Genomic DNA, 25,098 nt, shown 5'->3' on the forward strand with positions numbered 1-25,098 from the left:
GCGAAAGCGTTACGGCGACCGGCAAAGGCAACAGGCTCATGAAGAAGAATTTTTTTTCAATCGCGGCTGGAGTTATAGCATCCAGCGTCCCTGTCTCCATGAACGCTGCCGAACCCCCCGTCGTCGAAATGTGGCGGCTCGATTGTGGCACTATCGAGATCGGGAACTTGGACGATTACTCGGACAGTTTCCTGTATCCGGGCCGCAGCATGGAATTCACCGACAGTTGTTACCTGATCCGCAATGGCGAACGGTTTATTCTCTGGGACACAGGCCTGCCAAAGGCGCTGGAGGGCACAAAGGAAGAAAGCGGTACCGACCGTATGAGCCTTAATCGAAGTGTCATCGGGCAACTTGCCGAACTGGGAATAACGCCCGACCAGATCGATTTCGTCGGGATCAGCCATTATCACTACGACCATACCGGGCAGGCAGCCGACTTTGGTAGCTCGACACTGTTGATTGACCGGCGAGATTGGGATGTCGTCAACGCGCGGCAGGATCTGTCGGCCAGTTTCACACCGTGGATTTCCGGGGGCAGCACTGTGCAGACGGTCACGTATGATCACGACGTATTCGGCGACGGGTCGGTCATCATGCTCAAGACACCCGGCCACACCCCAGGGCACCGGTCACTGCTGGTCCGGTTGGCAGATCGCGGGCCAATTTTGCTTTCTGGTGATGCGGTCCACTTTCGTGAAAACTGGAGCCGCAGGGGAGTGCCTGGTTTCAACACAAGTCGAGCAGAGTCGTTGGCATCGATGGACAGGATCAGGGATGTCGCAGACCAGCTCGGCGCGACTTTGGTCATTCAGCACGAACCTGAAGACATTGCGAAACTGGCGCTATTCCCGGAAGCGTCGCATTAGCTGGGAAGTCTGAAGCAGAAGGTCTCGCGAAACACCTCTTTCGGCGTTCCACGTTCGCGCCCTATTCCTCCAGCTCGATGTCCCAGTAGAGCCAGTCGCGCCAGGTTTCGTGCAGGTAGTTGGGCGGGAAGGCCTTGCCGTGCTGCTGCAATTGCCAGCTGGTCGGGCGGATCGGCCTCACGAGGTGCATCCCGGCTTGCTTTGGCGTGCGTCCGCCCTTCTTCATGTTGCACGGCGCGCAGGCGGTGGCGATGTTCTCCCACGTCGTCTTGCCACCTTGTCGGCGCGGGATCACGTGATCGTAGGTCAGGTGCTGCTGGCTGCCACAGTACTGGCAGCTGAACTTGTCGCGCAGGAACAGGTTGAAGCGGGTGAAGGCGGGAAACTCGCTGGTCTTCACGTACTGCCGCAGGGCGATCACGCTGGGCACTTTCATGTCCAGCGATTGGGAGTGGACCGCCCGGTCATAGCTGGCGACGATGTCCACCCTCTCGAGGAAAACCGCCTTGATCGCGGTCTGCCAAGGCCAGAGGCTGAGGGGGTAATAGGAGAGCGGCGTGTAGTCGGCATTGAGCACGAGCGCCGGGCAGCTTTCCAGCGTCCGGGTCGGGTCATCCGCCGCGCTCCGGAATTTCGCGGCCCGTTCGATCAGTTCGGCTTTGAACACGTTGGTGTCCTCCCTGATGCGTTTGAAAATGCACTTGCACGCCGATGCGTCAACCCTGTTACAGACAGTCTATCCACAGTGATATTCACAAGGGCGCGGCTAATGTCCTATGCGAGACGCGCATGATCGTTACCCGTTTCGCCCCCAGCCCCAACGGCCCGCTGCACCTTGGCCATGCCTACTCGGCAGTGGTGGCGCACGATCTGGCGCGCGAGGCGGGCGGGCGATTCCTGCTGCGGATCGAGGATATCGATGGTGCCCGTTCCCGCCCCGAACTGGTGGATGACTTTCGCCGCGATCTCGAATGGCTGGGTCTGGAATGGGAAGAGGTGGCCGCCCAGTCGGCGCGGCTGGGCAGTTACGAGGTGGCCGCCCGGCGGCTGATGGCCGATGGGCTGCTCTACCGCTGCACCTGCACCCGCGCGGAAATCCAGGCGCTGGAGCCGCGCATGGGCCCCGAAGGTCTGGTCTATCCCGGCACCTGCAAGCACAAGCATGTCGACCTGTCGCGCCCGTCCGCCCTGCGGCTGGACATGGACGCTGCCCTGGCGCGTACTGGGGAGCTGTTCTGGGAGGACGAGACCGCCGGCTGCATCGCCGCCGACCCGCGCGAACTGGGCGACGTGGTGCTGGTGCGCAAGGATGCACCCGCCGGCTACCACCTTGCCGCCACGCTGGACGATGCCGCCGACGGGGTGACGCTGGTAACGCGCGGGGCGGACCTGTTTTTCGCCAGCCACATCCACCGCGTGCTGCAGGAACTGCTCGGCCTGCCGGTACCGATGTGGCACCACCATGCGCTGATGCTGGAGGGCGACGGACGCAAGCTCGCCAAAAGCCGCCAGTCCGGTGAACGCGGGTCGGGCTGGGGGCTGACGGCAATGCGGGAAGCGGGCGAAGATGGCCGCGCGCTTGCGGAGCGGCTGCGCATAGGCCAAATGCCGTGTGGCATTACCCTTTCACGCTTCCCACATGGTAGTTCATGAATACATTCCTCATTATCCTCCTCGCCATTTTCGCCATCATGGCCGTTGTCTCGCTGGTGCGCGGCATCGTCGCCTTTTTGCAGACGACGAAAGTCGACCTCGAGAGCGGCGGCGAGAACTCCAAGGAACTGATGGAACGGCAGAACGCCGCCATGTTCTCGCGTATCAAGTATCAGGCGCTGGCGATCGTCGTCGTAGCCGTGTTGCTGATGGTGAACAGTTAGGGTGGTCAAGCTCAACAAGATCTACACGCGCACCGGTGACGACGGCACGACCGGCCTCGTCGATGGATCGCGCCTGCCAAAGCACGCTGCGCGATTGCAGGCGGTTGGCGATGTGGACGAGGCGAATGCCGCGCTCGGCTTTGCCGCCGTTGTCGCCGATGGCGAGCTGAAGGCCGACCTGTTCCGCTTCCAGAATGCCCTGTTCGATCTGGGTGCAGACCTTGCAACCCCTCTCGGAGAGATCGGCGGCGACGATTTCGAGCCGTCCGAAATGGTGCTGCGCATCGTCGGCTCGCAGGTCGAGCATGTCGAGAGCCGTATCGACGCGTTGAACGAGTCGCTGGAGCCGCTCACCAGCTTCGTGCTGCCCGGTGGCAGCGAGCTTTCCGCGCGGCTGCACCATGCCCGCACCGTTGCCCGCCGGGCCGAACGCAGCATGACGGCCCTTGCCGAGGCCGAGCCGGTAAACCCTGCCGCGCTTTCCTATATCAATCGCCTGTCCGACTGGCTGTTCGTCGCTGCCCGCGTTGCCAACGATGGCGGCAAGGAAGATGTGAAGTGGGTGCCGGGCGCCAACCGCTAGTCCGGTCTTCCGATCCGGAACCTGTCCCCTTTGCCGCCCGTTGATGGGGCAAAGGAGATTTCCATGACCGACAAGAACGCCGAATCCAAGGAACAGCGCATGGCTGGCCTCGCGCCGGAAATGCACAACGACGAGCAGGACGATCACCGCATGCAGGCGCAGGAAGTGTCCGAAGAAGCGCGCCGCACCACCGTGACCACGCAAATGCCGACAGAGAGCGAGCGCGGGCCCAACGGCACCGGCATTTTCGGCAATTCGACGCAGGACACCGTCGATCGCATGCGCGACATGGAAAGTTCCGGCCGGATCGACATGAACGCCTACGCGGGTGAGCCCAACCACGACGACAATGTCGACAAGCTCGGCAAGGATGCCAAGCCCGACGGTCTTCGTGGCGATGGCACCTAAACGGTAGAAATCGTCCCGTCGTTCAGCACCCACAGTGCCGCGATCAGGGTGGCAGCGCCGGCAGAGATCGACCACGCGAGCAACCGGATATTCGGCATTTTGGGCGAGTCGACGGCGTGCGATGACAGGCGGTTGAACGCCTTGCACGCGCGCCGCTCTGCACTCAGTGCGATCAGGATGGCGAGTGCGATGAACGCCGTGGCAATGGCCTTGGCCAGCCACGGCGGATCGAACTCACCGAAAAGGGCTCTGAAGCCCACGCCAATGGCAATCGCGGCGAAGGCAGTTCGCATCCATCCCGCAAAGGTACGCTCCAGCGCCATGATGGTGCGGTCCTCGGCCCAGTCGGTCCGGCTCTCCGCCCACTGGGTGGAAGAGTCTTCTTCTCGTTCGGGATCGCTCACGGCCATCGTGGCACGCTAATACGAAAGCGGGCGATTGCAACTGCCTAGCTGGAATCCGCCTCGCGCTTGAGCTCGTAAAGCAGGTCGAGCGCATCACGCGGGGACAGGGCATCGACATCGGTTTCGCGCAGCTTTTCGCGCAGGGTGTCGCACTTCTCCTCTTCCGCCGCCAGGCTGGCCGCGAACAGCGGCAGGTCGCCAAGCCCAGCCGCTAGGCCGCCGGTTTCCGCGCGCCCTTTTTCCAGTTTGTCGAGAACGCTGCGCGCCCGCTTCACTACGGGCGCAGGTACGCCTGCCAGTTTGGCAACGGCGAGGCCGTAGGACCGATCGGCAGCCCCCTCGGCAAGTTCGTGGAGAAGAACCAGGTCGCCCTTCCATTCCTTCGCCCGCACATGGTGGAGGGAGAGCGCCTCGCACGTCTCGGCCAGTCGCGCCAGTTCGTGATAGTGCGTGGCGAACAGGCAGCGGCTCTGGTTCGTCTCGTGGATCGCCTCAGCCACGGCCCAGGCCAGTGCAAGCCCGTCGTAAGTGCTGGTGCCCCGGCCCACCTCGTCCAGGATCACGAAGCTGCGCTGTCCGGCCTGCGAGAGGATTGCCGCCGTCTCCACCATCTCGACCATGAACGTGGAGCGCCCGCGGGCAAGGTTGTCTGACGCGCCGACGCGGCTGAACAACTGGTCGACCAGCCCGATCTGAGCGCTGCTGGCCGGTACGAACCCGCCAGCCTGCGCCATCAGCACGATCAGCGCATTCTGGCGCAGGAAGGTTGACTTGCCGCCCATGTTCGGGCCGCCGACAAGCCACAGCCGGTCCTGGTCGGAAAGCGAACAATCGTTGGCGACGAACCGCTCGCCATTGGCCGCCAGCGCCGCTTCCACCACCGGGTGGCGTCCAGCCTCGATCGCCAGCAGCGGTTCTTCCGAAATCGTCGGGCGGCACCACTCGCCATCGCTGGCGCGCTCGGCCTGGCCGGCCGCCACGTCAAGCCGCGCCAGCGCCGCGGCGGTCCGGGCAATAGCTTTGCGCCGGGCTGCGACGCGTTCGTTCAATTCCTCGAAATGCGCCTCTTCGGCGGCAAGCGCGCGCCCGCCCGCCTCCGCAATCCGGTTGGCCTCCTCGTGCAGGGTCAGCGAGTTGAAGCGCACGGCATTGGCCATCGTCTGGCGATGGGTAAAGCCGCTGTCGGGCGACATCAGCTTGTCGGCATGCTTGCTGGGCACCTCGATGAAATAGCCCAGCACCCCGTTGTGCCTGATCTTCAGCGAGGGCGTATCGGTTTCGGCGCGGTAGCGCGCCTCCATCGCCGCGATGGCGCGCCTGGCATTGCCCGATACTTCGCGCAGATCGTCAAGCGCGGCATCATACCCTTCCGCGATATAACCGCCCGATTGGCGCTCGGTCGGCGGAGAGGGCACCAGTGCGCGGGCAAGCAGATCGGTCAGTTCGCCGTGGCCGGCAAGATCGGGCAGCAGCGCATCCAGCAGGGCGGGGCGATCGGGCTTACCCTGCAGGACATCGTGGATACGGCGCGCTTCGGAAAGGCCGTCGCGAATCTGCCCAAGATCGCGCGGAGAGCCGCGCCCGGCGACAAGGCGGCCCAGGGCCCGGCCAATGTCCGGCAGGCTGCGCAGCATGGTTCGCAGATCCCCGCGCAGCAGGGGGTCGCGAAGCATGTAATCGACCAGCGCCAAGCGTGCCTCGATTGCGCCGCGGTCGGCGAGAGGCGCGGAAAGGTCTTCGGCCAGTTGGCGCGCTCCCGCGCCGGTTACGCAGCGATCGATGGCCGCGATCAGGCTGCCGGCCCGGCCGCCCTGCTGGCTGGCAAGGATTTCCAGCGAGGCACGCGTTGCCTCGTCCATCGCCATATGTTCGCCGCTGGTGCGCGCGGTGGGCGGCAGCAGCAGCGGCAGGGATCCGCGGCCTGCATGTTCGAGGTAGGCCACCAGTCCGCCGGCCGCTGCCAGCATCGCGCGGCTGAACTGGCCGAAGCCATCCAGCGTCGCGACGCCGTGAACCTTTTTCAACCGCGCTTCGCCGGGATCGCTGGCGAAGTCCGCGCGCGGACGCACCACGGCATCGAAGGGCGCCTCGCTCCAGTCTTCGGGTGCCACCACCTCGCTCGCGCCGATCCGCGCCAATACGCCGGGCAGGCGTTCGGGAGCACATTCTTCCAGTTGCATCGCGCCGGTCGAGATATCGCACGCGGCCACGCCGCAGGCCCCGCGCACCTCGCATACGGCGGCCAGCATGTTGGCCCGGCGCGGTTCCAGCAGCGCTTCTTCGGTCAGCGTGCCGGCAGTGACGAAACGCACGATATCGCGTTTCACCAGCGCCTTCGACGAGGGGGTGCCTTCACGCTTCGCACGTTCCTTCGCCTCGTCGGGCGTCTCGACCTGCTCGGCGATCGCCACCCGGCATCCGGCGCGGATCAGGCGGGCCAGATAGTTCTCCGCCGAATGGACCGGCACGCCGCACATCGGGACGGGGTTGCCGTCATGTTCGCCGCGCGTGGTCAGCGCGATGTCGAGCACGCCCGCCGCCGTCTTCGCATCGTCGAAGAACAGTTCGAAGAAGTCGCCCATGCGGTAGAACAGAAGGCTGTCTCCGGCCTCTGCCTTGAGGTCGAAATACTGCTGCATCATAGGGGTTGCGGTGCCGGCCATACGGCTACCCGGTTACAGGGCAGCGCGCCGATTCGGAAAGAGCGCCACCCTGGCTTTCCCCTATCGCGGAAGGCATTTGGCCTCTATGGCGGGCAGCATCACTTGGAGAAGCAGTTTGGCAGAAGAAAAGAATTCCAGTTTCACCGAACGTGAGGCGCTATTCTATCACGAGACGATCCGGCCCGGTAAGATCGAGATCATCGCTTCCAAGCCAATGACGTCGCAGCGCGACCTGAGCCTGGCCTATTCTCCCGGCGTGGCCGTTCCGGTCCAGGCGATTGCCGACGATCCGGCCAATGCCGCACGCTACACCGCCCGGTCCAATCTCGTCGCCGTAATTTCCAACGGCACGGCAATCCTTGGCATGGGGAACCTTGGCGCGCTGGCATCCAAGCCCGTGATGGAAGGCAAGGCGGTACTGTTCAAGCGGTTCGCGGACGTCGATTCCATCGATATCGAGCTCGACACGGAAGACCCCGAGAAGTTCATCGAGGCAGTGGCCCTGATGGAGCCGACCTTCGGCGGCATCAATCTGGAAGATATCAAGGCGCCAGAGTGCTTTATCATCGAGCAGGCGCTGCGCGAACGCATGAAGATCCCGATCATGCACGACGACCAGCACGGCACCGCCATCATCGCCGTGGCCGGCCTTATCAATGCCGCGCACCTGACGGGCCGCGAGCTTAAGGACTGCAAGGTCGTGGTGAACGGTGCGGGCGCCTCCGCCCTCGCTTGCACCGCGCTTATCAAGTCCGTTGGTGTGCCCCACGAGAACGTCATCGTCTGCGACCGCTCCGGCCCGATCTATCCGGGGCGCGCGGATGTGGACCAGTGGAAGAGCGCCCATGCCGTGCCCACCGATGCACGCACCCTGGAAGAGGCGCTGGTAGGCGCGGATATCTTCCTGGGACTGTCCGCCGCCGGTGCGCTGAAGCCCGAATGGGTGACGAAGATGGCCGACCAGCCGATCATCTTCGCCATGGCCAATCCCACCCCCGAAATCATGCCGGACGAGGCCAAGGCCGTGCGTCCCGATGCCATTATCGCGACGGGCCGCAGCGACTTTCCCAACCAGGTCAACAACGTGCTCGGCTTCCCCTTCATCTTCCGCGGTGCGTTGGATGTCCGCGCGACGGCCATCAACGAGGAAATGAAGGTTGCCGCTGCCCGTGCGATTGCAGAGCTCGCCCGCGAGCGCGTGCCCGAGGAAGTCGCAGCGGCCTATGGCATGAACCAGCAGTTCGGCCGCGAATACATCATTCCCGCCCCGTTCGATCCGCGCCTGATGGAGAGGGTTTCCTGCGCCGTCGCCAAGGCGGCGATGGATTCCGGCGTGGCGCAGGCACCGATCGAGGATTTCGACGAATATACCCTGCGTCTCCGCAGCCGTCTGAACCCCACCACCGCGGCGCTGACCCGCGTCTATGAAGACGCCAAGGCCAATCCGAAGCGCATGGTATTCGCCGAGGGCGAGGAAGACGTTTCGCTGCGCGCGGCGATCCAGTTCCGCGATTTCGGTTATGGCACACCTATCCTCGTTGGCAGGACGGAGCGCGTGCTGGAGAAGCTGCGCGAGCTCAAGGTGGACGACCCGGAAAGCTACGAGATCGCCAACTCGGCCAACTACGACGAGATCGAACCGATGGTGGACTATCTCTACCAGCGGCTACAGCGGCGCGGCTATACCGAGCGGGACGTGCGCCGCATGGTCAACCAGGAACGCAACGTGTTCGCCGCCCTGCTGGTGGCGCTCGGCAAGGGTGATGGCATGATCACCGGCCTGACCCGTCCGTTCAGCCAGTCTGCCCGCGATATCGGCAAGGTGCTGGATGCCAAGGAAGGTGCAACGCCTTTCGGCATCCACATGGTGCTGGGCAAGAACCACACCACGTTCCTCGCCGACACGACGATCAACGAACGACCGACCTCCGCGCAGCTCGCCCATATCGCAATAGAGACCGCTGCCGTCGCCCGCCGCATGGGGCACGAACCCCGCGTGGCCTTCCTTTCGTACTCCACGTTCGGCAACCCGTCGGGCCAGTGGCTGGGCAACATCCGCGAGGCCGTGGCGATACTGGACGCCGATGAAAACGTGAATTTCGAATACGAGGGCGAGATGGCCCCGGATGCGGCGCTCAATCCAAAGGTCATGGCGCTCTATCCGTTCAGCCGCCTGTCGGGCCCCGCCAACGTGCTGATCATGCCGGGCCTGCAGTCGGCGAACCTCTCTGCCAAGCTGCTGCGCGAACTTTCGGGCGATGCGGTTATCGGGCCGATGATGATCGGCTCCGAAAAGCCGGTTCAGATCGCGCCGATGACATCCATCGCGCCCGACGTGCTGACGCTGGCCGTGCTGGCGAGCGCAGGCATCGTGGGTTAGGAACAGATCGCCATTGCCGGCCTGCTAGTACAGGCTGGCGATGGCGATACACACGGCGGCGCCGACAGCCAGGTTCATCGGCACTCCGATCTTCACGAAATCCATGAAGCGGTAGTTCGCAGCGCCATAAACCAGCGTATTGGTCTGGTAGCCGATAGGCGTCGCGAAGCTTGCGCTGGCCCCGAACATGACAGCGACCACCAATGGACGCGGATCGATGCCGGCTGCCTGTGCAAGGCCGATGGCGATAGGCGTCATGATGACGGCCACGGCATTGTTCGTGACCGTTTCGGTCAACAGGCTGGTAACGGCGTAGACGAGAACCAGCAGGGCCAGCGGAGACCCTGTGGCCATCAGCGGTTGCAGCCAGTCTACCACCAGCTCTACCGTGCCGGCGTTCTCCAGCCCGGCCCCGAAGGCAAGCATGCCGAAAATCAGCACGAGGGTGCTGCCGTCGAGATGGGTCCATGCCTCGTCGGGCTCCAGGCAACGAGTTACCAGCACGGTCGCCACGCCCATGATCGCCATGGCCTCTATCGGAAAGCCGAACACGGCTGCCCCCACCACCACGGCCGCCAGCGTCGCCAGGGCCAGTGGCGCTTTCTCGCGGCGGAAGGCCCGGATCGAACTTTCGGTCACGTTGGTCAGCTGGACATTGGCCTGCAACTGCTGCGCCGCGTCGCCTGCGGCCGCGATCAGCAACCGGTCACCGGCGCGAACGCGCACATCGGCCAGCGTCGGCCCTGCCAGGTGGCGCGGGCGCGAAATGCCCAGAACGCGGATCTGCAGCCGGGACAGCATGGGAATTTCCGCGAGCCGCCGTCCTACCACAGGGTGCGAGCTGGAGACGACGGCTTCCACCACGCGCAGGTCCTTCGGTCGCCGGTCGCGCCGCGTCAGCACTCCGCCGCCCACGCCTGTAAGGCCGGTGTGGAAGTCGATGGCTTCGGCCAGCGAAGCGAGTTCCTCTGGCGAGGCGGACACCACGAACTGGTCGCCCGCCGCCAGGGTGCCGCTATCGAAATTGCGCCGCTCCAGCCCCGTACCGCTGACCTTGGCGAGGAATTTCAACCCACCGCGGCGGGCAAATCCCGAGTCCGACAATTGTCGCCCGACGAGACTGCTTTCCTCTGCCAGCGTGAGGTGCGAGAGGTAGAGATCGCTTTCGCGCCGCTCGTCCAGCGCGCGGGGTCCGCGGTCGGGCAGCAAGAGCGGCCCCAGGACGGCGATCACCGCCAGGCCCGCTGCCGCTCCGACCAGTCCGACCCCGGTGATCTCGAAAATGCCGAAGGGTTCCAGCCCGCGCTCCTGCGCGACGCCGTCGACCAGCAGGTTGGTGGAGGTGCCGATCAGCGTCAGCGTGCCGCCGAGGATGGCGAGATAGCTGACGGGGATCAGCAGGCGGGTGGCGGCAATGCCCAGAACCCGGCCCAGCCGCCGCATTATGGGGATCATCACGATCACCACCGGCGTGTTGTTCATGAAGGCGGATGCGAGCATGGTCCCGCCCACGATCTCACCCAGGGCCAGCCTTGGCTTTCGCAGGGTGCGGCGAATGACCCAGCCCGATACCGCTTCCAGCGCACCGGTACGCAAGAGTGCGCCCGACAGGATGAACATCGCGGCGATGGTTACCGGCGCCGGGTTGGCGAACACGTCGAGCATCTGGCCGCTGGGCAGGTATCCCAGCAGCATCATCGCGGCCGCCCCTGAAACAGCGACGACCACGGGGGGACGCCGTTCAAGGATGAACGCGGCGAACAGCGCGATGAGCAGGAACAGCCCGATCTGGGCCGAATAGGTTTCGATCATTCAGGTGACATTCCCGGCGGCCATCAGAACAATCCCCAAGAGGAGCCCAACCGCGCTAGCCGAATGATTCGCGCAGCGCATTTTCGTCGCTCCGCGCTTTTCTGTCCACCGGAATGGTGGTTATCACCTGAAGCAGGTCAGTCTGCTGTGCGCGGTTTCGATCCTACCAGCGCGTACCAGCTGATATAGACCTCGCAGGCGACGGTAAGCCAGAAGCTGTTCTGCAACCCGTAGAGGTCGGCCAGCCAGCCTTGCACCACCACCAGTGCCCCGCCCGCGATGGCGGTGATCAGCAGGCCGGAGGCTTCCTCGGTCAGCGGACCCAGCCCCTTGATCCCCATGGCGAAGATGGCGGGGAACATGATCGAGTGGCCCAGTCCGACGAGGATCAGGCACCACATTGCGACCGGTCCCTCCAGCGTCGCGGCGCCGACCATCACGACAAGCGCGAAAAGGGCGAATGCGGCCAGCGTCTTGTCGGCAGGGAAGGAGCGCATGATGAAGGCACCGGCAAAGCGCCCGACCATCATCCCGCCCCATAGCAGCACGAGGTAGTTCGCAGCCTGCGCAGGGGTGATACCGGCGATTTCGGGCAGGATGGCGAAGTTGATGAACAGGTTCGCAACGCCGATCTCGGCAATCAGGTAGATGAAGATCGCGGGCACACCCCAGACGAGATTGCGGTGTTTCCAGAGCGACAGCTTCTTGCGCTCCTCTCGCGCCACGCGGCTGGTCGCGCTGCCGAGTTTGGGCAGGTTGGAACGCCAGATCACGATCGCAATCAGCAGCAGCACCACCGCGACCATGATATAGGGCAGTTCTGTCGCACGCGCGTCGGCCAGCCGCTGCGCCGCGCTGATCTCGGTCCCTTCCAGCGAAGTGCCGCCAACCGTGCGGCTGAGGATCAGGTAACCGCCGAAATAGGGCGCGAGGAACGTGCCGAAGCTGTTGAAGGCCTGCACCAGCGTCAATCGCGATTCGCTGCTTTCCGCAGGTCCGATCACCGCCACATAGGGATTCGCCGCGACCTGCAGCAGCGTGATGCCGCTGGCGATCACGAACAGCGCGAACAGGGTGACGCCGTAGGAGGGGATCTGCGCCGCTGGCACCATGCCCAACGCGCCTGCCGCCATCACGACCAGTCCGATGATGATCGCCTTCTTGTATCCGGTCCGCTCGATCAGGAAGGCAGAGGGCATTCCCATCACCCCGTAGGCGATGAACCACACGCTCTCGATCAGGGTAGTCTGGGTGTAGTTCAGATCGAACACGCTGCGCAGGTGCGGCAGCAGCGTGTTGTTGATGACCGTTATGAAGCCCCACATGAAAAACAGCGAGGCGAGCAGCGCCAGCGCAGGCTTGTAGTTGAAGCTGCCTGCGGCAACCTGACCGCTTGCCGTTTGCTCTGGCGTACCCACCATTTTCGTTCCCTCCCGGATGCGGCGCTTGTCATCCGCTTATTTGTCGGAGTAATGCGGGGCAAGATCGCGTCGGTCAAGCATTCACGCGGAGGAAAACGATAATGACACGCAAGCTTCGCAGCCGGGCCTGGTTCGACAACCCGGACAATATCGACATGACGGCGCTCTACCTGGAACGCTATCTGAACTTCGGGCTGAGCCTGGCCGAACTGCAATCGGGCAAGCCGATCATCGGCATCGCGCAGACCGGAAGCGACCTTTCGCCCTGCAACCGTCACCACTTGGTGCTGGCCGAACGGATTCGCGAAGGCGTGCGCGAGGCGGGCGGCATCGTCTTGGAATTTCCCGTCCACCCCATTCAGGAAACCGGCAAGCGGCCCACCGCCGCGCTGGATCGCAACCTTGCCTATATCGCTTTGGTCGAACTGATCTACGGCTACCCGCTCGATGGCGTGGTGCTGACCACGGGCTGCGACAAGACCACGCCTGCGTGCCTTTCTGCCGCAGCGACGGTGAACATCCCGTCCATCGCGCTGTCCGTGGGCCCGATGCTGAACGGCTGGCACAAGGGTGAGCGCACCGGATCGGGCACCATCGTGTGGAAAGCGCGCGAATTGCTGGCAGCAGGCGAGATCGACGACGCAGGCTTCGTAAAGCTGGTGGCGAGCAGTGCGCCCTCCACTGGCTATTGCAACACGATGGGCACCGCGACGACGATGAACTCGCTGGCAGAGGCGCTGGGCATGATGCTGCCGGGCAGCGCGGCGATCCCCGCGCCCTATCGTGACCGGCAGGAAGTCGCCTACCTCACCGGCAAGCGCATCGTGGAAATGGTGGCAGAAGATCTGAAGCCGTCCGACATTATGACGCGCGACAGCTTCCTGAACGCCATCGCCGTCAATTCGGCCATTGGCGGCTCCACAAATGCGCCCATTCACCTCGCTGCGCTGGCCCGGCACCTGGGCGTAGAGCTGGAGCTGAAGGACTGGCAGACCCACGGCCACAAGGTGCCGCTGCTGGTCAACATGCAGCCTGCCGGGGAGTTTCTTGGAGAGGATTACTACCGTGCGGGCGGTGTTCCCGCAGTGGTCGCCCAGCTGATGGCACAGGGCCTGATCCGTGAGGACGCGGCCACCGTGAACGGCAAGACCATCGGCGAGAACTGCCGGGGCGCCGCGATCGAGGATAACAGGGTGATCCGCACCTTCGACAACCCCATTCGCAAGGATGCGGGCTTTGTCGTGCTGAGCGGCAACCTGTTCGACGCGGCAATCATGAAGACGAGCGTGATCGGCGACGAGTTTCGCCAGCGCTATCTCTCCGACCCCGACGACCCCGACGCTTTCGAAGGTCCGGTGATCGTGTTCGACGGTCCGGAAGACTATCACAGGCGCATCGACGATCCGTCGCTCGGTATCACCGATCGGCACATGCTGATCATGCGCGGCGCGGGGCCCATCGGCTATCCGGGCGCTGCCGAAGTGGTGAACATGCGGCCGCCCTCCTACCTGCTGACGGAGGGCGTGCATTCGCTTCCCTGCATCGGCGATGGCAGGCAGTCCGGCACCTCGGCCAGCCCGTCCATCCTGAACGCCTCGCCAGAGGCCGCGGCTAATGGCGGGCTGGCACTTGTGGAAACGGGAGACCGCCTGCGGATCGACCTGCGACGCGGCGAGGTGAACCTGCTGGTGGACGAGGGCGAACTGCAGCGCCGCCGCGATGCGCTGGAGGCGAGGGGTGGCTTTCCCTATCCCGCCGCGCAGACGCCGTGGCAGGAAATCCAGCGGAGCCTCGTCGGCCAGCTCGACAAGGGCGCGATCCTCGAAGGGTCGGAGAAATACCAGCGCATCGACCAGACCATGGGCCTGCCGCGCGACAACCACTAAGCGTCAAGGCGAAGATGCGTAGTCCGACAGCGCGTCCTGCGTATCGGCCTGCGCCAGTCGCAGCAGTTCGCGCATGGCCGATTCGGCAGCGGTCTGGTCGCTCGCCTCAATGGCTTCGAGGACGCTGGCGTGATCGGGCACCGGATCGCGCGGGAAACCGCCCGATCGCTGCTTGAACAGCGTGGTATAGGCGACGGCGGCCCCGATGCTGGCGCCCAGCGTATTCATCACTTCGTTGGCGCAGGCGTCGAGCATGACCTCGTGAAACTCGCGGTCTGCCAACCGCCCTTCCTCTGTATCAAGGCTTTTCTCCCGCATTTGTCCCAGCGCCTGGCGCATCGCCGTTAGCTGGTCGGGGGTTCGGCGAATGGCAGCCAGGCCCGCGATGGCCGGCTCCACGACAATTCGCATTTCGAACAAGTCCCTGACTAGGCAGGCGTCCGGACGTCCGGCGAAAGCCCAGCGCAGGACATCGGGATCGAGCAGGTTCCAGCGCGCCCGCTCAAGCACCCTGGTGCCGGTCTTGGGGCGGCTTTCGACAAGTCCCTTGGCCGCCAGCATCTTCACGGCTTCACGGTAGGTGCCGCGTGAAATGTCCAGCCGCTCGGCCGTCTCGATCTCGCCGGGCAGGGTCTCACCCACCCCGATTTCACCGGTAACGATGCGTTCGCCAAGGTGATCGACCACGGCGCCGCGTACCCTCCGGCCCGAACCGCGCGGCGCATCCGCAATGCCAAGGCCGCCACGGCGGGTCGCCCGCGTTGCATTGCCTGATCCATCCCGCGTCATGGCAAAGGGCTATCCCGCTTTACGCGCGGAAAATCAATGCAGCGGAAGGCTGCGCCGTTTGACAAGTCTATTTGTCGGAGTAATGCACTGCGAAGACAAAGGAGCGCGCGTGAAACGAATTCTGGGCAGCTTGCTTTTGATGGCCGGCGTTGCGGGCTGCACGACCGGTGCCTTAACGCCTGATGGTGATAGCTTCGTCTATCAGGGCAATCCCCTGATCCGCGACAGGCACACCGCCGACCCCGCCCCGCTGGTGGTGGGAGACACGCTGTACCTCTACGTCGGACACGACGAGGCGCGCGGCGACGAGATGTTCAACATCACCGAATGGCTCGCCTATTCGACGCGCGACATGCGCAAGTGGACGTTCCACGGCCCGATCATGCAGCCGACCGACTTCGCCTGGGCCTCGCGCGATGCCTGGGCCAGCCAGGTCCACGAGAAGGATGGCCGATACTGGTTCTATACCGCGGTCGAGCATGACGAGGCGCAAGGCAGCCACGGCAAGGCCATTGGCGTCGCCGTGGCCGACAACCCGCTCGGCCCGTTCGAGGATGCCCTGGGCCGTGCCCTGGTAAGGAATGAAGACACCGACGGACCCCACCACTGGGATGATATCGACCCCACCGTGTGGACCGAGGACGATGGCACCAGCTACCTGTTCTGGGGCAACGCCAATCTCTACACCGCACAGCTGAACGACGACATGGTCAGCTTTGCAGAGTCCATCCGCCAGATCGAGATGCCCGACTTCGTTGAAGGCCCGTGGATATTCCGCCGCGGCGACATCTACTACCTCGCCTATGCCTCCATGAACGAGGACCTGGGGCCCGACGAACGGATATCCTACGCCACCGCGCCCAGCATTCGGGGCCCGTGGACCTGGCGTGGAGAGATTACCGGAAGCGCGGCCAACAGCTTCACCATTCATCCCGGCATCGCCCGCTTCAACGGCGAGTGGTACCTGTTCTATCACGTCGGAACGCTCACCGTGGGTGACCAGCCGGGCGGGCTGGGCCGGCGCGCGGTGGCGGTAGAGCGGCTGCACTTCGGCGATGACGGCCTGATCCTCCCGGTCGAGCAGACCGAGGCAGGCCTGTTCTCGAACTGACACGCGAAGCCAGAAGAAAGTGAGTGAACAGATGGCTATGATCCTCATGCAGCGGCGTGCTCCGGATGGTGCGCGGCAGGTGCTCGCCACGATAGACGGCAAGACGCGCGTCGTATCGGGCATGGAAAGCACGCGAGAACTGGCGGAAAATGCGATTGCCAAGGGCTGCGGCTTGCGAGAGGCCGTCGAAGCGGCCGGATTCGGCGACACGGTGGATCCCGAGGATGAGCTTGCGCAGGGGCGGCTGCTTTCGCCGATTGACCATCCCGATCCCGCTCACCTTACGCTGGCCGGAACCGGCCTCACCCATCTGGGCAGCGCGGAGGGGAGGGACCGCATGCACAAGGCGGCTGCGACAGGCGATGCGACAGATTCCATGCGCATGTTCCTCGAAGGGCTGGAAGGCGGCAAGCCCGCAGCCGGTGCAATCGGGCAGCAGCCCGAATGGTTCTGGAAAGGCGATGGCCAGCACCTCGCCGCCCCGGATGCGCCCCTCGCCCGGCCTGCCTATGCCCGCGATGGCGGGGAGGAGCCGGAGATCGCCGGAATTTACATGATCGACCGCGAGGGTACTCCGCAACGCCTCGGGTATGCGCTGGCGAACGAATATTCCGATCACGTGACGGAAAAGCACAATTACCTTTGGCTTGCCCATTCGAAGCTGCGGCAGGCTTCGCTCGGGCCGGAACTGCTCGTGGGTGACCTGCCGGAGGATATCCGCGGCACCGCGAGAATCCGCCGCTCCGGCGAAGTGGCATGGGAGAAGCCGTTCCTGACTGGCGAAGCGAACATGGCGCACAGCATCGCCAACCTCGAGCACCATCATTTCAAATACGCGCTGTTCCGTCGTCCGGGCGACATCCATGTCCATTTCTTCGGAACCTCGACCGCCAGCTTCGCCGACGGTTTCGCAACGCAGGACGGAGACGTTTTCGAGATAGAGGCGCCGCCCTTTGCCTTGCCGCTGCGCAATGCGCTGTCTGGTGAAACGGAGACCGAGCGGAGGGTGGGGGTAAAGGCCCTGTGACCACCCGGCTGGCCATCGTCGGTCTGGGCAAGATCGCCCGCGACCAGCACCTGCCCGCAATCGGGCAGTGCGATGCTTTCGCGCTGGCGGCCACGGTCGATCCGGTTGGCACCGGCCTGGACGGGGCCGCGCATTTTCCCGATCTCTCCGCCCTTCTCGACAGCGATACATCGGTCGATGCCGTGGCTGTCTGCTCGCCGCCGCAATTGCGGTACGGGCTGGCAAAGCAGGCGCTCGAGGCGGGCAAGCACGTCCTGCTCGAAAAGCCGCCCTGTGCCACCCTTTCCGAAGCACGGACGCTGATCGACATCGCCGAAGATCGCGGTTGCACGCTGTTTGCGGCGTGGCATTCGCGCTTCGCTGCAGGTGTCGCTCCGGCGCGGAATTGGCTGCAGGGCAAGGCCATCACCTCGGTCTCTATCGACTGGCGCGAAGACGTGCGCGTCTGGCACCCGGGGCAGGCATGGATTTTCGAAGCCGGCGGTTTCGGCGTGTTCGATCCGGCGATCAACGCCCTGTCCATCGCCACCGCCATCCTGCCGCGCCCGCTGATGGTGCTGGGCGGCGAACTGGAAGTCCCCAGCAACCGCGCCGCACCCATCGCGGGGCACCTCGACATGCAAGACAGCGCGGGCGTGCCGGTCCGCATGGTCATGGATTTCCTGAAGGAAGGCCCGCAATCGTGGGATATCGTCGTCAACACCGATGCCGGAAAGCTCGTGCTATCCGAAGGTGGCCGGGTGCTCGAGACCCCTGCCGGTCGCCAAGAGGGTGAGGATCGCGAGTACGCCGGTATTTACGCCGCCTTTGCCGATGCCATCGCGGCCAGCCGCAGCGACACCGATCTGGCACCGCTGCGGCTGGTTGCCGACGCTTTCATGCGGGCGGGAAGCACGCCCGCTGCGGAATTCCACGAATAAACGAGGCGGCTAGTCCGCCCGGTCTGCCTCCAGGTTCTCGGGCGTTATCGCGACGCGGTAGATCATGTGGTGACGATAGGTCTCGCCCGGCTCGAGCCGGGCGCTGGGAAAGTTCGCCTGGTTCGGCGCGTCGGGAAAGGTCTGCGGCTCCAGCGCGATCCCGTCTCCCATGCGGTAGACCGTGTCGTTCTTGCCCACGAGAGTCCCGTCGAGGAAATTGCCCGAATAGAACTGGATTCCCGGCTCGGTGGTCAACACGTCCAGCACCCGGCCAGACGCGGGATGGACCAGCCGCGCGGCCAGTTCCGGCTGCGCTGTGCGTCCCTTGTCGAGCGCGAAGTTGTGATCGTAGCCGCGGCCGATAACGATTTGCGGATTGCTGCCATCGCGCAGGCCATCCTCCACCCGGCGGGGCTGGCGGAAATCGAAGACCGTCCCTGCGACCGGAGCAAGTTCACCGGTCGGGATGAGTGTCTCGTCCACCGGTGTGAAGCTTTCGGCGGGGATCATCAGCCAGTGATCCATCGCGCCTTGCGGCGCTCCCACCCCGGCGAGATTGAAGATCGCGTGATTGGTCATGTTGACGATGGTCGGCGCATCGCTCGTCGCCTCGAACAGGATGCCGAGATCGCCGCCGTCGTCTAGGGTGTAAGTCACGCGGGCGGTCAGGTTGCCGGGATAGCCCTGGTCGCCATCCGGGCTTTGCAGTTCCATCACCACGCGCGAGACGGGGCCGCTCTCGACCTCCACTATTCGCCATACCCGCTTGTCGAACCCGTCCGCGCCGCCATGCAGCGAATTGGCGCTGTCGTTCTGTGAAAGCTGGTAGGATTGCCCGTCCAGCGCAAAGCGGCCCCCCGCGATGCGGTTGGCATAGCGGCCCACGGTCACGCCAAAGTAGTTCGGGTGTGTCTCGTAATCCGCGGTCTCGTCATAGCCCAGCGTGATGTCCACGGGCCTGCCATCGCGGTCCGGCGCGGTGAACGATTGCAGGGTCGCGCCATAGGTCAGCACCCTGGCAGACACCCCCGCAGCATTGGACAGGGTCACTGCCTCCACCTTCGTCCCGTCGCGAAGCTCGCCAGCCTCGCTCCGCTCCGCATCCGCGGCCTGGCCCGGCACCGCCGCCGTCAATCCTACTATCATCGTCATCAGCCCGATTGCGCCTCTCTTCATCGTTTTTTCCTCCCGGATGTGTCCATCTCCTTTTGTCGGACAAATTACCGCTTGCCTAGCCCGTCAGGGCGGTGGCAGGGTCCGGGCAATGAAAAAAGATAGGTAGGGGGTGCCGGTGAAGGCAGCAATCTGTTCGCTTCTTGGGGTGCTCTCGCTCGGCATCATGGCTACGCCTGCCAGTGCGCAAACCGTTGTTTCCATTGAGCGAGAGGCGGAGATCGGCACGATCGAGCCGGAGGTCTACAGCCAGTTCCTGGAGCATCTGGGCGGGCAGGTCTATGGCGGCTTGTGGGTGGGCGAGGATAGCGACATCGCCAACACCCACGGCGTGCGCGACGACGTGTTTGCCGCGCTCCAGGCCTTGCAGGTTCCTGCCATTCGCTGGCCGGGCGGCTGCTACGCCGACCTTTACCACTGGCGCGACGGCGTGGGGGAGCGAACCCCGCGCGAGAACATGGCCTGGGGCGGCACCGAGGAGCCCAATACGTTCGGCACGCACGAGTTCTTCAACCTGGCCGAGCGGCTGGGAGCCAAGACCTATCTTAACGTCAACCTCGGCAGCGGCACGGTGGAGGAAGCGGCCGACTGGCTCGAATACATCACCGGCACGGGCGAGACCGCGCTGGCGCAGGAAAGGCGCGCCAACGGTCGCAGTGAGCCATGGACGATCGATTACCTGTCGATCGGCAACGAGACCTGGGGCTGCGGCGGACGGATGCGGCCGGATTATTACGCCGATCTCTACACGCATTGGGCAAGCTTCATGTTCGCCGACGAACAGAAGCCGGTGATGATCGTCGCCGGCCCGCATGACGGCAATATCGAATTCGCCGACGAAGTGCTGGATCACCCGATGATCGGCGACGTTTCCAGCGGCATCTCGCTGCACTTCTACACCCTGCCGACCAGCGACTGGTCAGCGAAGGGCGCAGCCATCGGCTTTCCCGAAAGCGAATGGGCTTCGGCCCTTGAACGCACGCTGCGGATGGACGGACTGATCGAGCAGACCCTGGGCGTCATCGACGCGCACGACCACCTGGGTGAAGACTACGGCCTTTACGTCGACGAATGGGGAATGTGGGTCGACGAGACCGAGGGCAAGTCCTCCCTATGGCAGCAGAACACAATGCGCGATGCGGTGGTCGCCGCGCTCAACCTCAACATCTTTCACAAGCATGCCGACCGGGTGCCGATGACCAACATCGCGCAGATGGTGAATGTCCTGCAGGCGATGATCCTTACAGAAGGCGAGGACATGGTGCTGACACCGACATACCACGTCTACGAGATGTTCACGCCGTTCCACGGAGCTACCTCGCTGCCCGTGGAACTGGACGGTCCGGACTACCGATACGGTGACATCGCCTTTCCTGCCCTGTCGGCTTCGGCTGCGCGCATGGCGGATGGAAGCCTGGCCGTGGCCTTGGTCAACGCCGATCCAAACAGCGATCACGCTGTAACCCTCGAACGTGCCGGTGCCCGCAGCGTCTCTGGCAGAGTGCTGACGGGGGACGCGATGGATGCCCACAACACGGTGGCACAGCCCGGCCGCGTCGCTCCGCAGCCAGCGGAGATCCGGGTCGATGGCGACCGCCTCACCGCAAGCCTGCCGGCGAGGTCGGTTTCAGTCTGGATCATCAAGTAAGAATTGCCCTCACGGAGAATATGTCATGAAAGACACGATCCTTGCCATGTCCTGTTTCTGTCTCGCGGGTTTTGCGCCGCTTCCCGCTGCGGCGCAGGATGGCACGATGTACCCGATGGAAGCTCCTGCGGAGCCCGAGGCCATACCGCTCGGGACCGGCGGCGTAGACGGCCAGCACGCGCAGGAAAGCTGGTTTCGCCAGTGGGGCGATCCGATGGCGCGCAACATCATCACCGCTACCCTCACACCCTTCCTGCCCGATCCTGCCATTGCCAACGGCGCAGCCGTGATCGTTGCGCCCGGCGGAGGGTTCCGCTGGCTCTCCATGGGTAACGAGGGGTGGGAAGTGGCCGAGGCCCTGAACGAGAGAGGTATTGCGGCTTTCGTGCTCAAATACCGCCTCTACCCCACCGCCACGACGCTCGAGGGTTTCGAGCAGGAAATGAATCGCAGTTTCGAAGCTGCCTCGGATGGCGACGCGCCCGATCCCCGGGCGGACCGGGATCTGTCCGACCAGCTCGCCGATGCCGAAGCGGCCTATCGGCTGATTGTCTCGCGCGCGGCAGAATGGAACATCGATACCGATCGCCTGGGCATGATGGGCTTCTCCGCCGGGGCGGGCCTGACGATGCACGCCACGCTTCATTCCGACACGATGGACCTCCATTTCATTGCGCCGATCTATGGCGGAATGGGAGCTGTGGAGGTGCCGGAGGATGCCCCGCCGATGTTCGTGGCGATTGCCGCGGACGATTTCCTCTATGGCGGCAAGGCCGACCTGATCACCTCGTGGTACGAAGCGGGCAAGCCGGTGGAATTTCACCTGTACCAGAACGGCGGCCACGGCTTTGGCCTGGGCAACCCCGACAGGACGAGCAATCGCTGGTTCGACGCGTTCCTGTACTGGCTCGAGGTGAACGGGTTCACTGGATAAAGGGCAAAAAAATGGCGGAGGATCGCACTACGATCCCCCGCCATTGGCAATCAATTCAATTGCGGGTCAGGCGCGATAGTCCCCATCGACGCGCACCAGATAGCCGGGATTCTCGCTCCGCAGGGCCGAAGGCAGCAGGCTTTCGGGCATGTCCTGATAGGAGACCGGGCGCAGGAAACGCTCGATAGCAAGGGTGCCGACAGAGGTGCTGCGACCGTCGGACGTGGCCGGGAACGGTCCGCCGTGCACCATGGCATGGGTGACATCGACGCCAGTCGGCCAGCTATTGGCGATGATGCGTCCGGCAAGCTGTTCGAGGACCGGCATGAGCATGGCGGCGTCTTCGTGATCCGCCTCGTTCATGTGCAGCGTGGTGGTCAGCTGCCCTTCCAGGCCAGAAAGGACCTGCTTCACCTGGGCCAGATCCTCGCACTGGATGACGATGGACGAGGGGCCGAAGACTTCTTCCTCGAAACCCTTGTCGGCCAGGAATGCGTCGGCAGAAACCGTAAAGACCTGCGCCTGGCCGCAAGTGCCCGGTGCCTCCTCGCCCATGCCGAGCAATTCTGCGCCGGTGCGCTGGGCAAGGCGTGATGCGCCTTCCGTATAGGCCTTGTGAATGCCGGTGGTCAGCATTGTCTGTCCGCCCACCGATTTCAGCTCTTCCTTAGCAGCCGCAAGGAAGCGGTCGAGAGCGTCGCCTTTCACGGCCAGGACGATACCGGGATTGGTACAGAACTGGCCTGCACCCAGGGAAAGCGAACCGACATAGGCCTTCGCGAGGTCTTCGGCAGCGTCAGCCAGCCGCGCGGGCATCAGGGTGACGGGATTGATACTGCTCATTTCGGCATAGACCGGGATCGGCACGTCGCGGGCGGCGGCGTGCTGCATCAGGGCGAGCCCGCCTCCGCGCGAGCCGGTGAAGCCGACCGCTGCGATGCGCGGATCGGTGACCAGCGCCTCGCCCAGCGAATTCTCGGTGCCGTTGAGAAGCGAGAAGGTGCCGGCAGGCAATCCCGCTTCGGCCACCGCTTCAGTGATCGCCTGCGCCACCAGCTCGCTGGTACCGGGATGGGCCGGATGGCCCTTCACGACAACGCAGCATCCTGCGGCAAAGGCGGACGCGGTGTCGCCGCCCGCAACCGAGAAGGCGAGCGGAAAGTTCGACGCCCCGAACACGGCGACCGGGCCGAGCGGGATCATACGCAGCCGCAGGTCGGGCTTGGGCGGGGTGCGGTCGGCATCGGCGTGATCGATGCGCAGCTGTTGCCAGCCGCCGTTCTCGACCTCTGCCGCGAACAGGCGCAACTGGCCAACCGTACGGCCGCGCTCCCCGTTCAGCCGCGCCTCCGGCAATCCGCTTTCCTTCATGGCGCGCTGCGTCAGCGTGTCGCCCAGCGCATCGATCTTGTCGGCGACCAGACGCAGAAATGCGGCGCGCTCGGCCAGGGGGCGGGATGAAAAATCGTTCTGCGCATCGGCAGCGGCGGCGCAGGCGTCGGACACGTCCTGCGCGCTGGCTGCGGCAAACGATTCGCCGAACGCCTCTCCGCTCTGGGCATCGCGGGCCTGGAAGGTACTGGTGCCCTTACGCCGCTCTCCTGCGATGAAATTTTCGCCAGTGATGGTCATTCGTTCTCTCCTGTGAATATCTGGGCTGCCCCTTTGTAAGGGCAATGCAAACGCCGCTTGCACGAAGCAGCTTTTCCGTCTTAGGTAGCGCTACCATAAATAACCGGTGTTGCAACCGGATGGCAGGGAGCGGAAATTTGGACAATGCACGCAACGGCACCAATATGGGGCTTATATCGGCGATTGTCGCGGTGGCGACGATCGGGGGGTTGCTGTTCGGTTACGACAGCGGCGCGGTAAACGGAACGCAGCAAGGGCTCATCACGGGCTTCGGCCTTGACGAGACGGCACTGGGCTTCACGGTCGGCTCACTTTTGATCGGCTGTTTCATCGGCGCATTCTTCGCCGGCACCCTGGCCGATGCCATGGGTCGCCGCAACGTGATGCGAATCGCAGCGGTGATGTTCCTTGTCGCCGCGCTGGCGCAGGGTCTTACGGCCGACCACACGATCTTCGTGATCGCCAGGATCATGGGCGGCATGGCGGTGGGCGCTGCCAGCGTGCTCTCGCCAGCCTACATCTCGGAAGTCGCTCCGGCGAATATCCGCGGCCGGATGACCACCGTGCAGCAGATCATGATCATCACCGGTCTGACCGCGGCGTTCCTGGTCAATTACGTCCTCGCCGCTGCGGCGGGCGAATCGACCAACGAATTCTGGCTGGGAATCGTCGCCTGGCGCTGGATGTATCTTGCCCAGGCCGTGCCGGCCGCGGTATTCCTGGTTGCGCTGTTCTTCATCCCCGAAAGCCCGCGCTACCTCGTCGCAAAAAAGCGCGACGAAGAGGCCAGCGGTGTCCTGACCAGCCTCTTTGGCGAGACGGTGGCCAAGGCAAAGTTGCAGGAAATCCGTGCCAGCTTCGTCGGCGACCACCGGCCCAGCCTGCGTGATGTTCTCGCGCCCGCGGGGACCAAGGGCTTCCTTGGAATGCGCAAGATCGTCTGGGTTGGCATCATGCTGGCCGTGTTCCAGCAGCTGGTGGGGATCAACGTGATCTTCTACTACGGTTCGACCCTGTGGCAGCTGGCCGGCTTTACCGAGCAGGATTCGCTGCTGATCAACGTAGTCTCGGGCGCTGTCTCGATCGCCGCCTGTTTCGTCACCATTGCCGTGATCGACAAGATCGGTCGCAAGCCGCTGCTTCTGATCGGTTCGGCCGGGATGGCGGTCACCCTGTTCGTGATGGTCTATGCCTTCAGCCAGGGCGGTCTCGATGCCGAAGGCAACCTGGTGCTGACCGAACAGCTGGGCATCCTCGCCGTTGTCGCGGCGAACCTCTACGTGATTTTCTTCAACGTCAGCTGGGGCCCGGTCATGTGGGTGATGCTGGGCGAGATGTTCCCCAACCAGATCCGCGGTTCGGCGCTGGCAGTGGCGGGCTTTTTCCAGTGGTTTGCAAACTACCTGATCGCGCAGACCTTCCCGGTGATGGCTGTCGGCATCGGCCTTGCGGCAAGCTACAGCTTCTATGCGGTATGCGCCGTCATCAGCTTCTTCCTGGTCCAGGCCTTCATTACGGAGACCAAGGGCAAGGAACTGGAGGAGATGGAGGGCTGAACGGC

21 protein-coding genes are annotated in these 25,098 nt (G+C 64.1%); 13 read left to right on the forward strand and 8 right to left on the reverse strand.

The annotated features are described in order from the left end of the window. Positions 1-38: 38 nt before the first annotated feature. On the forward strand, positions 39-869 hold the full coding sequence (locus D2V07_RS08375) for an N-acyl homoserine lactonase family protein (RefSeq protein WP_119586520.1): 831 nt from the start codon (positions 39-41) through the stop codon (positions 867-869). Between the two features lie 61 nt (positions 870-930). Here the strand turns inward: D2V07_RS08375 and D2V07_RS08380 are convergent, their stop codons facing one another. Next, positions 931-1,536 (reverse strand): HNH endonuclease, encoded by a 606-nt coding sequence (locus tag D2V07_RS08380; RefSeq protein WP_119586521.1) that lies wholly within the window; start codon positions 1,534-1,536, stop codon positions 931-933. A 122-nt stretch (positions 1,537-1,658) separates the two neighbouring features. On the opposite strand from D2V07_RS08380, the gene gluQRS reads away from it, so the two are divergent. The 4 genes from gluQRS (at position 1,659) to D2V07_RS08400 (ending at position 3,737) form a co-directional block, all read left to right on the forward strand. Continuing rightward, positions 1,659-2,522, forward strand: coding sequence for a tRNA glutamyl-Q(34) synthetase GluQRS (gene gluQRS / locus D2V07_RS08385; RefSeq protein ID WP_119586522.1), 864 nt, complete (start codon positions 1,659-1,661; stop codon positions 2,520-2,522). Then, positions 2,519-2,746, forward strand: coding sequence for a hypothetical protein (locus D2V07_RS08390; protein ID WP_119586523.1), 228 nt, complete (start codon positions 2,519-2,521; stop codon positions 2,744-2,746). The genes gluQRS and D2V07_RS08390 overlap by 4 nt, the downstream gene beginning before the upstream one ends. Position 2,747: 1 nt before the next feature. After that, entirely contained in the window at positions 2,748-3,329 is a 582-nt protein-coding gene (locus D2V07_RS08395; RefSeq protein ID WP_119586524.1) for a cob(I)yrinic acid a,c-diamide adenosyltransferase, read from the forward strand. 63 nt (positions 3,330-3,392) lie between these two features. Then, positions 3,393-3,737 (forward strand): hypothetical protein, encoded by a 345-nt coding sequence (locus tag D2V07_RS08400; RefSeq protein ID WP_233548307.1) that lies wholly within the window; start codon positions 3,393-3,395, stop codon positions 3,735-3,737. On the opposite strand, the gene D2V07_RS08405 is transcribed toward D2V07_RS08400, so the two are convergent. After that, positions 3,734-4,147: a YidH family protein gene (locus D2V07_RS08405; RefSeq protein WP_119586525.1), complete on the reverse strand. Its 414-nt coding sequence runs from the start codon at positions 4,145-4,147 to the stop codon at positions 3,734-3,736. The two genes, D2V07_RS08400 and D2V07_RS08405, sit on opposite strands and share 4 nt — an antisense overlap. A 38-nt stretch (positions 4,148-4,185) precedes the next feature. After that, on the reverse strand, positions 4,186-6,804 hold the full coding sequence (gene mutS / locus D2V07_RS08410) for a DNA mismatch repair protein MutS (RefSeq protein ID WP_119586526.1): 2,619 nt from the start codon (positions 6,802-6,804) through the stop codon (positions 4,186-4,188). Between the two features lie 85 nt (positions 6,805-6,889). On the opposite strand from mutS, the gene D2V07_RS08415 reads away from it, so the two are divergent. After that, positions 6,890-9,184: an NADP-dependent malic enzyme gene (locus tag D2V07_RS08415; RefSeq protein WP_407641590.1), complete on the forward strand. Its 2,295-nt coding sequence runs from the start codon at positions 6,890-6,892 to the stop codon at positions 9,182-9,184. Positions 9,185-9,208: 24 nt separating this feature from the next. Here the strand turns inward: D2V07_RS08415 and D2V07_RS08420 are convergent, their stop codons facing one another. Both D2V07_RS08420 and D2V07_RS08425 read right to left on the reverse strand, forming a co-directional pair. Further along, positions 9,209-10,996 carry an SLC13 family permease gene (locus D2V07_RS08420; protein ID WP_119586527.1) on the reverse strand — a complete coding sequence of 596 codons (1,788 nt, stop codon included), beginning with the start codon at positions 10,994-10,996 and terminating at the stop codon, positions 9,209-9,211. Positions 10,997-11,133: 137 nt separating this feature from the next. Continuing rightward, positions 11,134-12,417, reverse strand: a complete 1,284-nt coding sequence (locus D2V07_RS08425; protein ID WP_119586528.1) for a sugar MFS transporter — start codon at positions 12,415-12,417, stop codon at positions 11,134-11,136. Between the two features lie 101 nt (positions 12,418-12,518). On the opposite strand from D2V07_RS08425, the gene D2V07_RS08430 reads away from it, so the two are divergent. Then, positions 12,519-14,303 (forward strand): IlvD/Edd family dehydratase, encoded by a 1,785-nt coding sequence (locus D2V07_RS08430; protein WP_119586529.1) that lies wholly within the window; start codon positions 12,519-12,521, stop codon positions 14,301-14,303. Between the two features lie 3 nt (positions 14,304-14,306). Here D2V07_RS08430 and D2V07_RS08435 read toward each other — a convergent pair whose 3' ends face one another. After that, on the reverse strand, positions 14,307-15,092 hold the full coding sequence (locus D2V07_RS08435) for a FadR/GntR family transcriptional regulator (RefSeq protein WP_119586530.1): 786 nt from the start codon (positions 15,090-15,092) through the stop codon (positions 14,307-14,309). 109 nt (positions 15,093-15,201) lie between these two features. Between D2V07_RS08435 and D2V07_RS08440 the strand changes: the two genes are divergently transcribed. Genes D2V07_RS08440 through D2V07_RS08450 form a run of 3 tightly spaced genes read left to right on the forward strand, consistent with a single transcriptional unit; the run spans position 15,202 to position 18,150 of the window. Then, positions 15,202-16,203: a family 43 glycosylhydrolase gene (locus D2V07_RS08440; protein WP_233548309.1), complete on the forward strand. Its 1,002-nt coding sequence runs from the start codon at positions 15,202-15,204 to the stop codon at positions 16,201-16,203. Between the two features lie 31 nt (positions 16,204-16,234). Next, positions 16,235-17,230, forward strand: a complete 996-nt coding sequence (gene araD1, locus D2V07_RS08445) for an AraD1 family protein (protein WP_119586531.1) — start codon at positions 16,235-16,237, stop codon at positions 17,228-17,230. Continuing rightward, entirely contained in the window at positions 17,227-18,150 is a 924-nt protein-coding gene (locus D2V07_RS08450; protein ID WP_119586532.1) for a Gfo/Idh/MocA family protein, read from the forward strand. Before araD1 ends, D2V07_RS08450 begins: the two co-directional genes overlap by 4 nt. A gap of 9 nt (positions 18,151-18,159) precedes the next feature. Here D2V07_RS08450 and D2V07_RS08455 read toward each other — a convergent pair whose 3' ends face one another. Continuing rightward, a complete protein-coding gene (locus tag D2V07_RS08455) occupies positions 18,160-19,302 on the reverse strand; it encodes an aldose epimerase family protein (RefSeq protein WP_233548332.1) in 1,143 nt (380 codons plus the stop codon). Positions 19,303-19,441: 139 nt separating this feature from the next. Between D2V07_RS08455 and D2V07_RS08460 the strand changes: the two genes are divergently transcribed. Both D2V07_RS08460 and D2V07_RS08465 read left to right on the forward strand, forming a co-directional pair. Continuing rightward, a complete protein-coding gene (locus D2V07_RS08460; protein ID WP_199698756.1) occupies positions 19,442-20,971 on the forward strand; it encodes an alpha-N-arabinofuranosidase in 1,530 nt (509 codons plus the stop codon). 25 nt (positions 20,972-20,996) lie between these two features. Next, entirely contained in the window at positions 20,997-21,905 is a 909-nt protein-coding gene (locus D2V07_RS08465) for an alpha/beta hydrolase (RefSeq protein WP_119586534.1), read from the forward strand. Positions 21,906-21,971: 66 nt separating this feature from the next. Here D2V07_RS08465 and D2V07_RS08470 read toward each other — a convergent pair whose 3' ends face one another. Then, a complete protein-coding gene (locus D2V07_RS08470; protein ID WP_119586535.1) occupies positions 21,972-23,537 on the reverse strand; it encodes an aldehyde dehydrogenase (NADP(+)) in 1,566 nt (521 codons plus the stop codon). A 119-nt stretch (positions 23,538-23,656) separates the two neighbouring features. Between D2V07_RS08470 and D2V07_RS08475 the strand changes: the two genes are divergently transcribed. Further along, entirely contained in the window at positions 23,657-25,093 is a 1,437-nt protein-coding gene (locus tag D2V07_RS08475; RefSeq protein ID WP_119586536.1) for a sugar porter family MFS transporter, read from the forward strand. Positions 25,094-25,098: the final 5 nt, after the last annotated feature.

This window comes from Aurantiacibacter zhengii (assembly GCF_003584125.1).
Taxonomy (GTDB): Bacteria; Pseudomonadota; Alphaproteobacteria; order Sphingomonadales; family Sphingomonadaceae; genus Alteraurantiacibacter; species Alteraurantiacibacter zhengii.

What these genes read in the sequence shown, in the direction of transcription:
- D2V07_RS08375 (WP_119586520.1), top strand. Translation starts at nt 39, where the DNA reads ATGAAGAAGAATTTTTTTTCAATCGCGGCTGGAGTTATAGCATCCAGC.
- gluQRS (WP_119586522.1), top strand. Translation starts at nt 1,659, where the DNA reads ATGATCGTTACCCGTTTCGCCCCCAGCCCCAACGGCCCGCTGCACCTT.
- D2V07_RS08390 (WP_119586523.1), top strand. Translation starts at nt 2,519, where the DNA reads ATGAATACATTCCTCATTATCCTCCTCGCCATTTTCGCCATCATGGCC.
- D2V07_RS08400 (WP_233548307.1), top strand. Translation starts at nt 3,393, where the DNA reads ATGACCGACAAGAACGCCGAATCCAAGGAACAGCGCATGGCTGGCCTC.
- D2V07_RS08405 (WP_119586525.1), bottom strand. Translation starts at nt 4,147, where the DNA reads ATGGCCGTGAGCGATCCCGAACGAGAAGAAGACTCTTCCACCCAGTGG.
- mutS (WP_119586526.1), bottom strand. Translation starts at nt 6,804, where the DNA reads ATGGCCGGCACCGCAACCCCTATGATGCAGCAGTATTTCGACCTCAAG.
- D2V07_RS08415 (WP_407641590.1), top strand. Translation starts at nt 6,890, where the DNA reads ATGGCGGGCAGCATCACTTGGAGAAGCAGTTTGGCAGAAGAAAAGAAT.
- D2V07_RS08420 (WP_119586527.1), bottom strand. Translation starts at nt 10,996, where the DNA reads ATGATCGAAACCTATTCGGCCCAGATCGGGCTGTTCCTGCTCATCGCG.
- D2V07_RS08425 (WP_119586528.1), bottom strand. Translation starts at nt 12,417, where the DNA reads ATGGTGGGTACGCCAGAGCAAACGGCAAGCGGTCAGGTTGCCGCAGGC.
- D2V07_RS08430 (WP_119586529.1), top strand. Translation starts at nt 12,519, where the DNA reads ATGACACGCAAGCTTCGCAGCCGGGCCTGGTTCGACAACCCGGACAAT.
- D2V07_RS08435 (WP_119586530.1), bottom strand. Translation starts at nt 15,092, where the DNA reads ATGACGCGGGATGGATCAGGCAATGCAACGCGGGCGACCCGCCGTGGC.
- araD1 (WP_119586531.1), top strand. Translation starts at nt 16,235, where the DNA reads ATGGCTATGATCCTCATGCAGCGGCGTGCTCCGGATGGTGCGCGGCAG.
- D2V07_RS08455 (WP_233548332.1), bottom strand. Translation starts at nt 19,302, where the DNA reads ATGACGATGATAGTAGGATTGACGGCGGCGGTGCCGGGCCAGGCCGCG.
- D2V07_RS08465 (WP_119586534.1), top strand. Translation starts at nt 20,997, where the DNA reads ATGAAAGACACGATCCTTGCCATGTCCTGTTTCTGTCTCGCGGGTTTT.
- D2V07_RS08470 (WP_119586535.1), bottom strand. Translation starts at nt 23,537, where the DNA reads ATGACCATCACTGGCGAAAATTTCATCGCAGGAGAGCGGCGTAAGGGC.
- D2V07_RS08475 (WP_119586536.1), top strand. Translation starts at nt 23,657, where the DNA reads ATGGCAGGGAGCGGAAATTTGGACAATGCACGCAACGGCACCAATATG.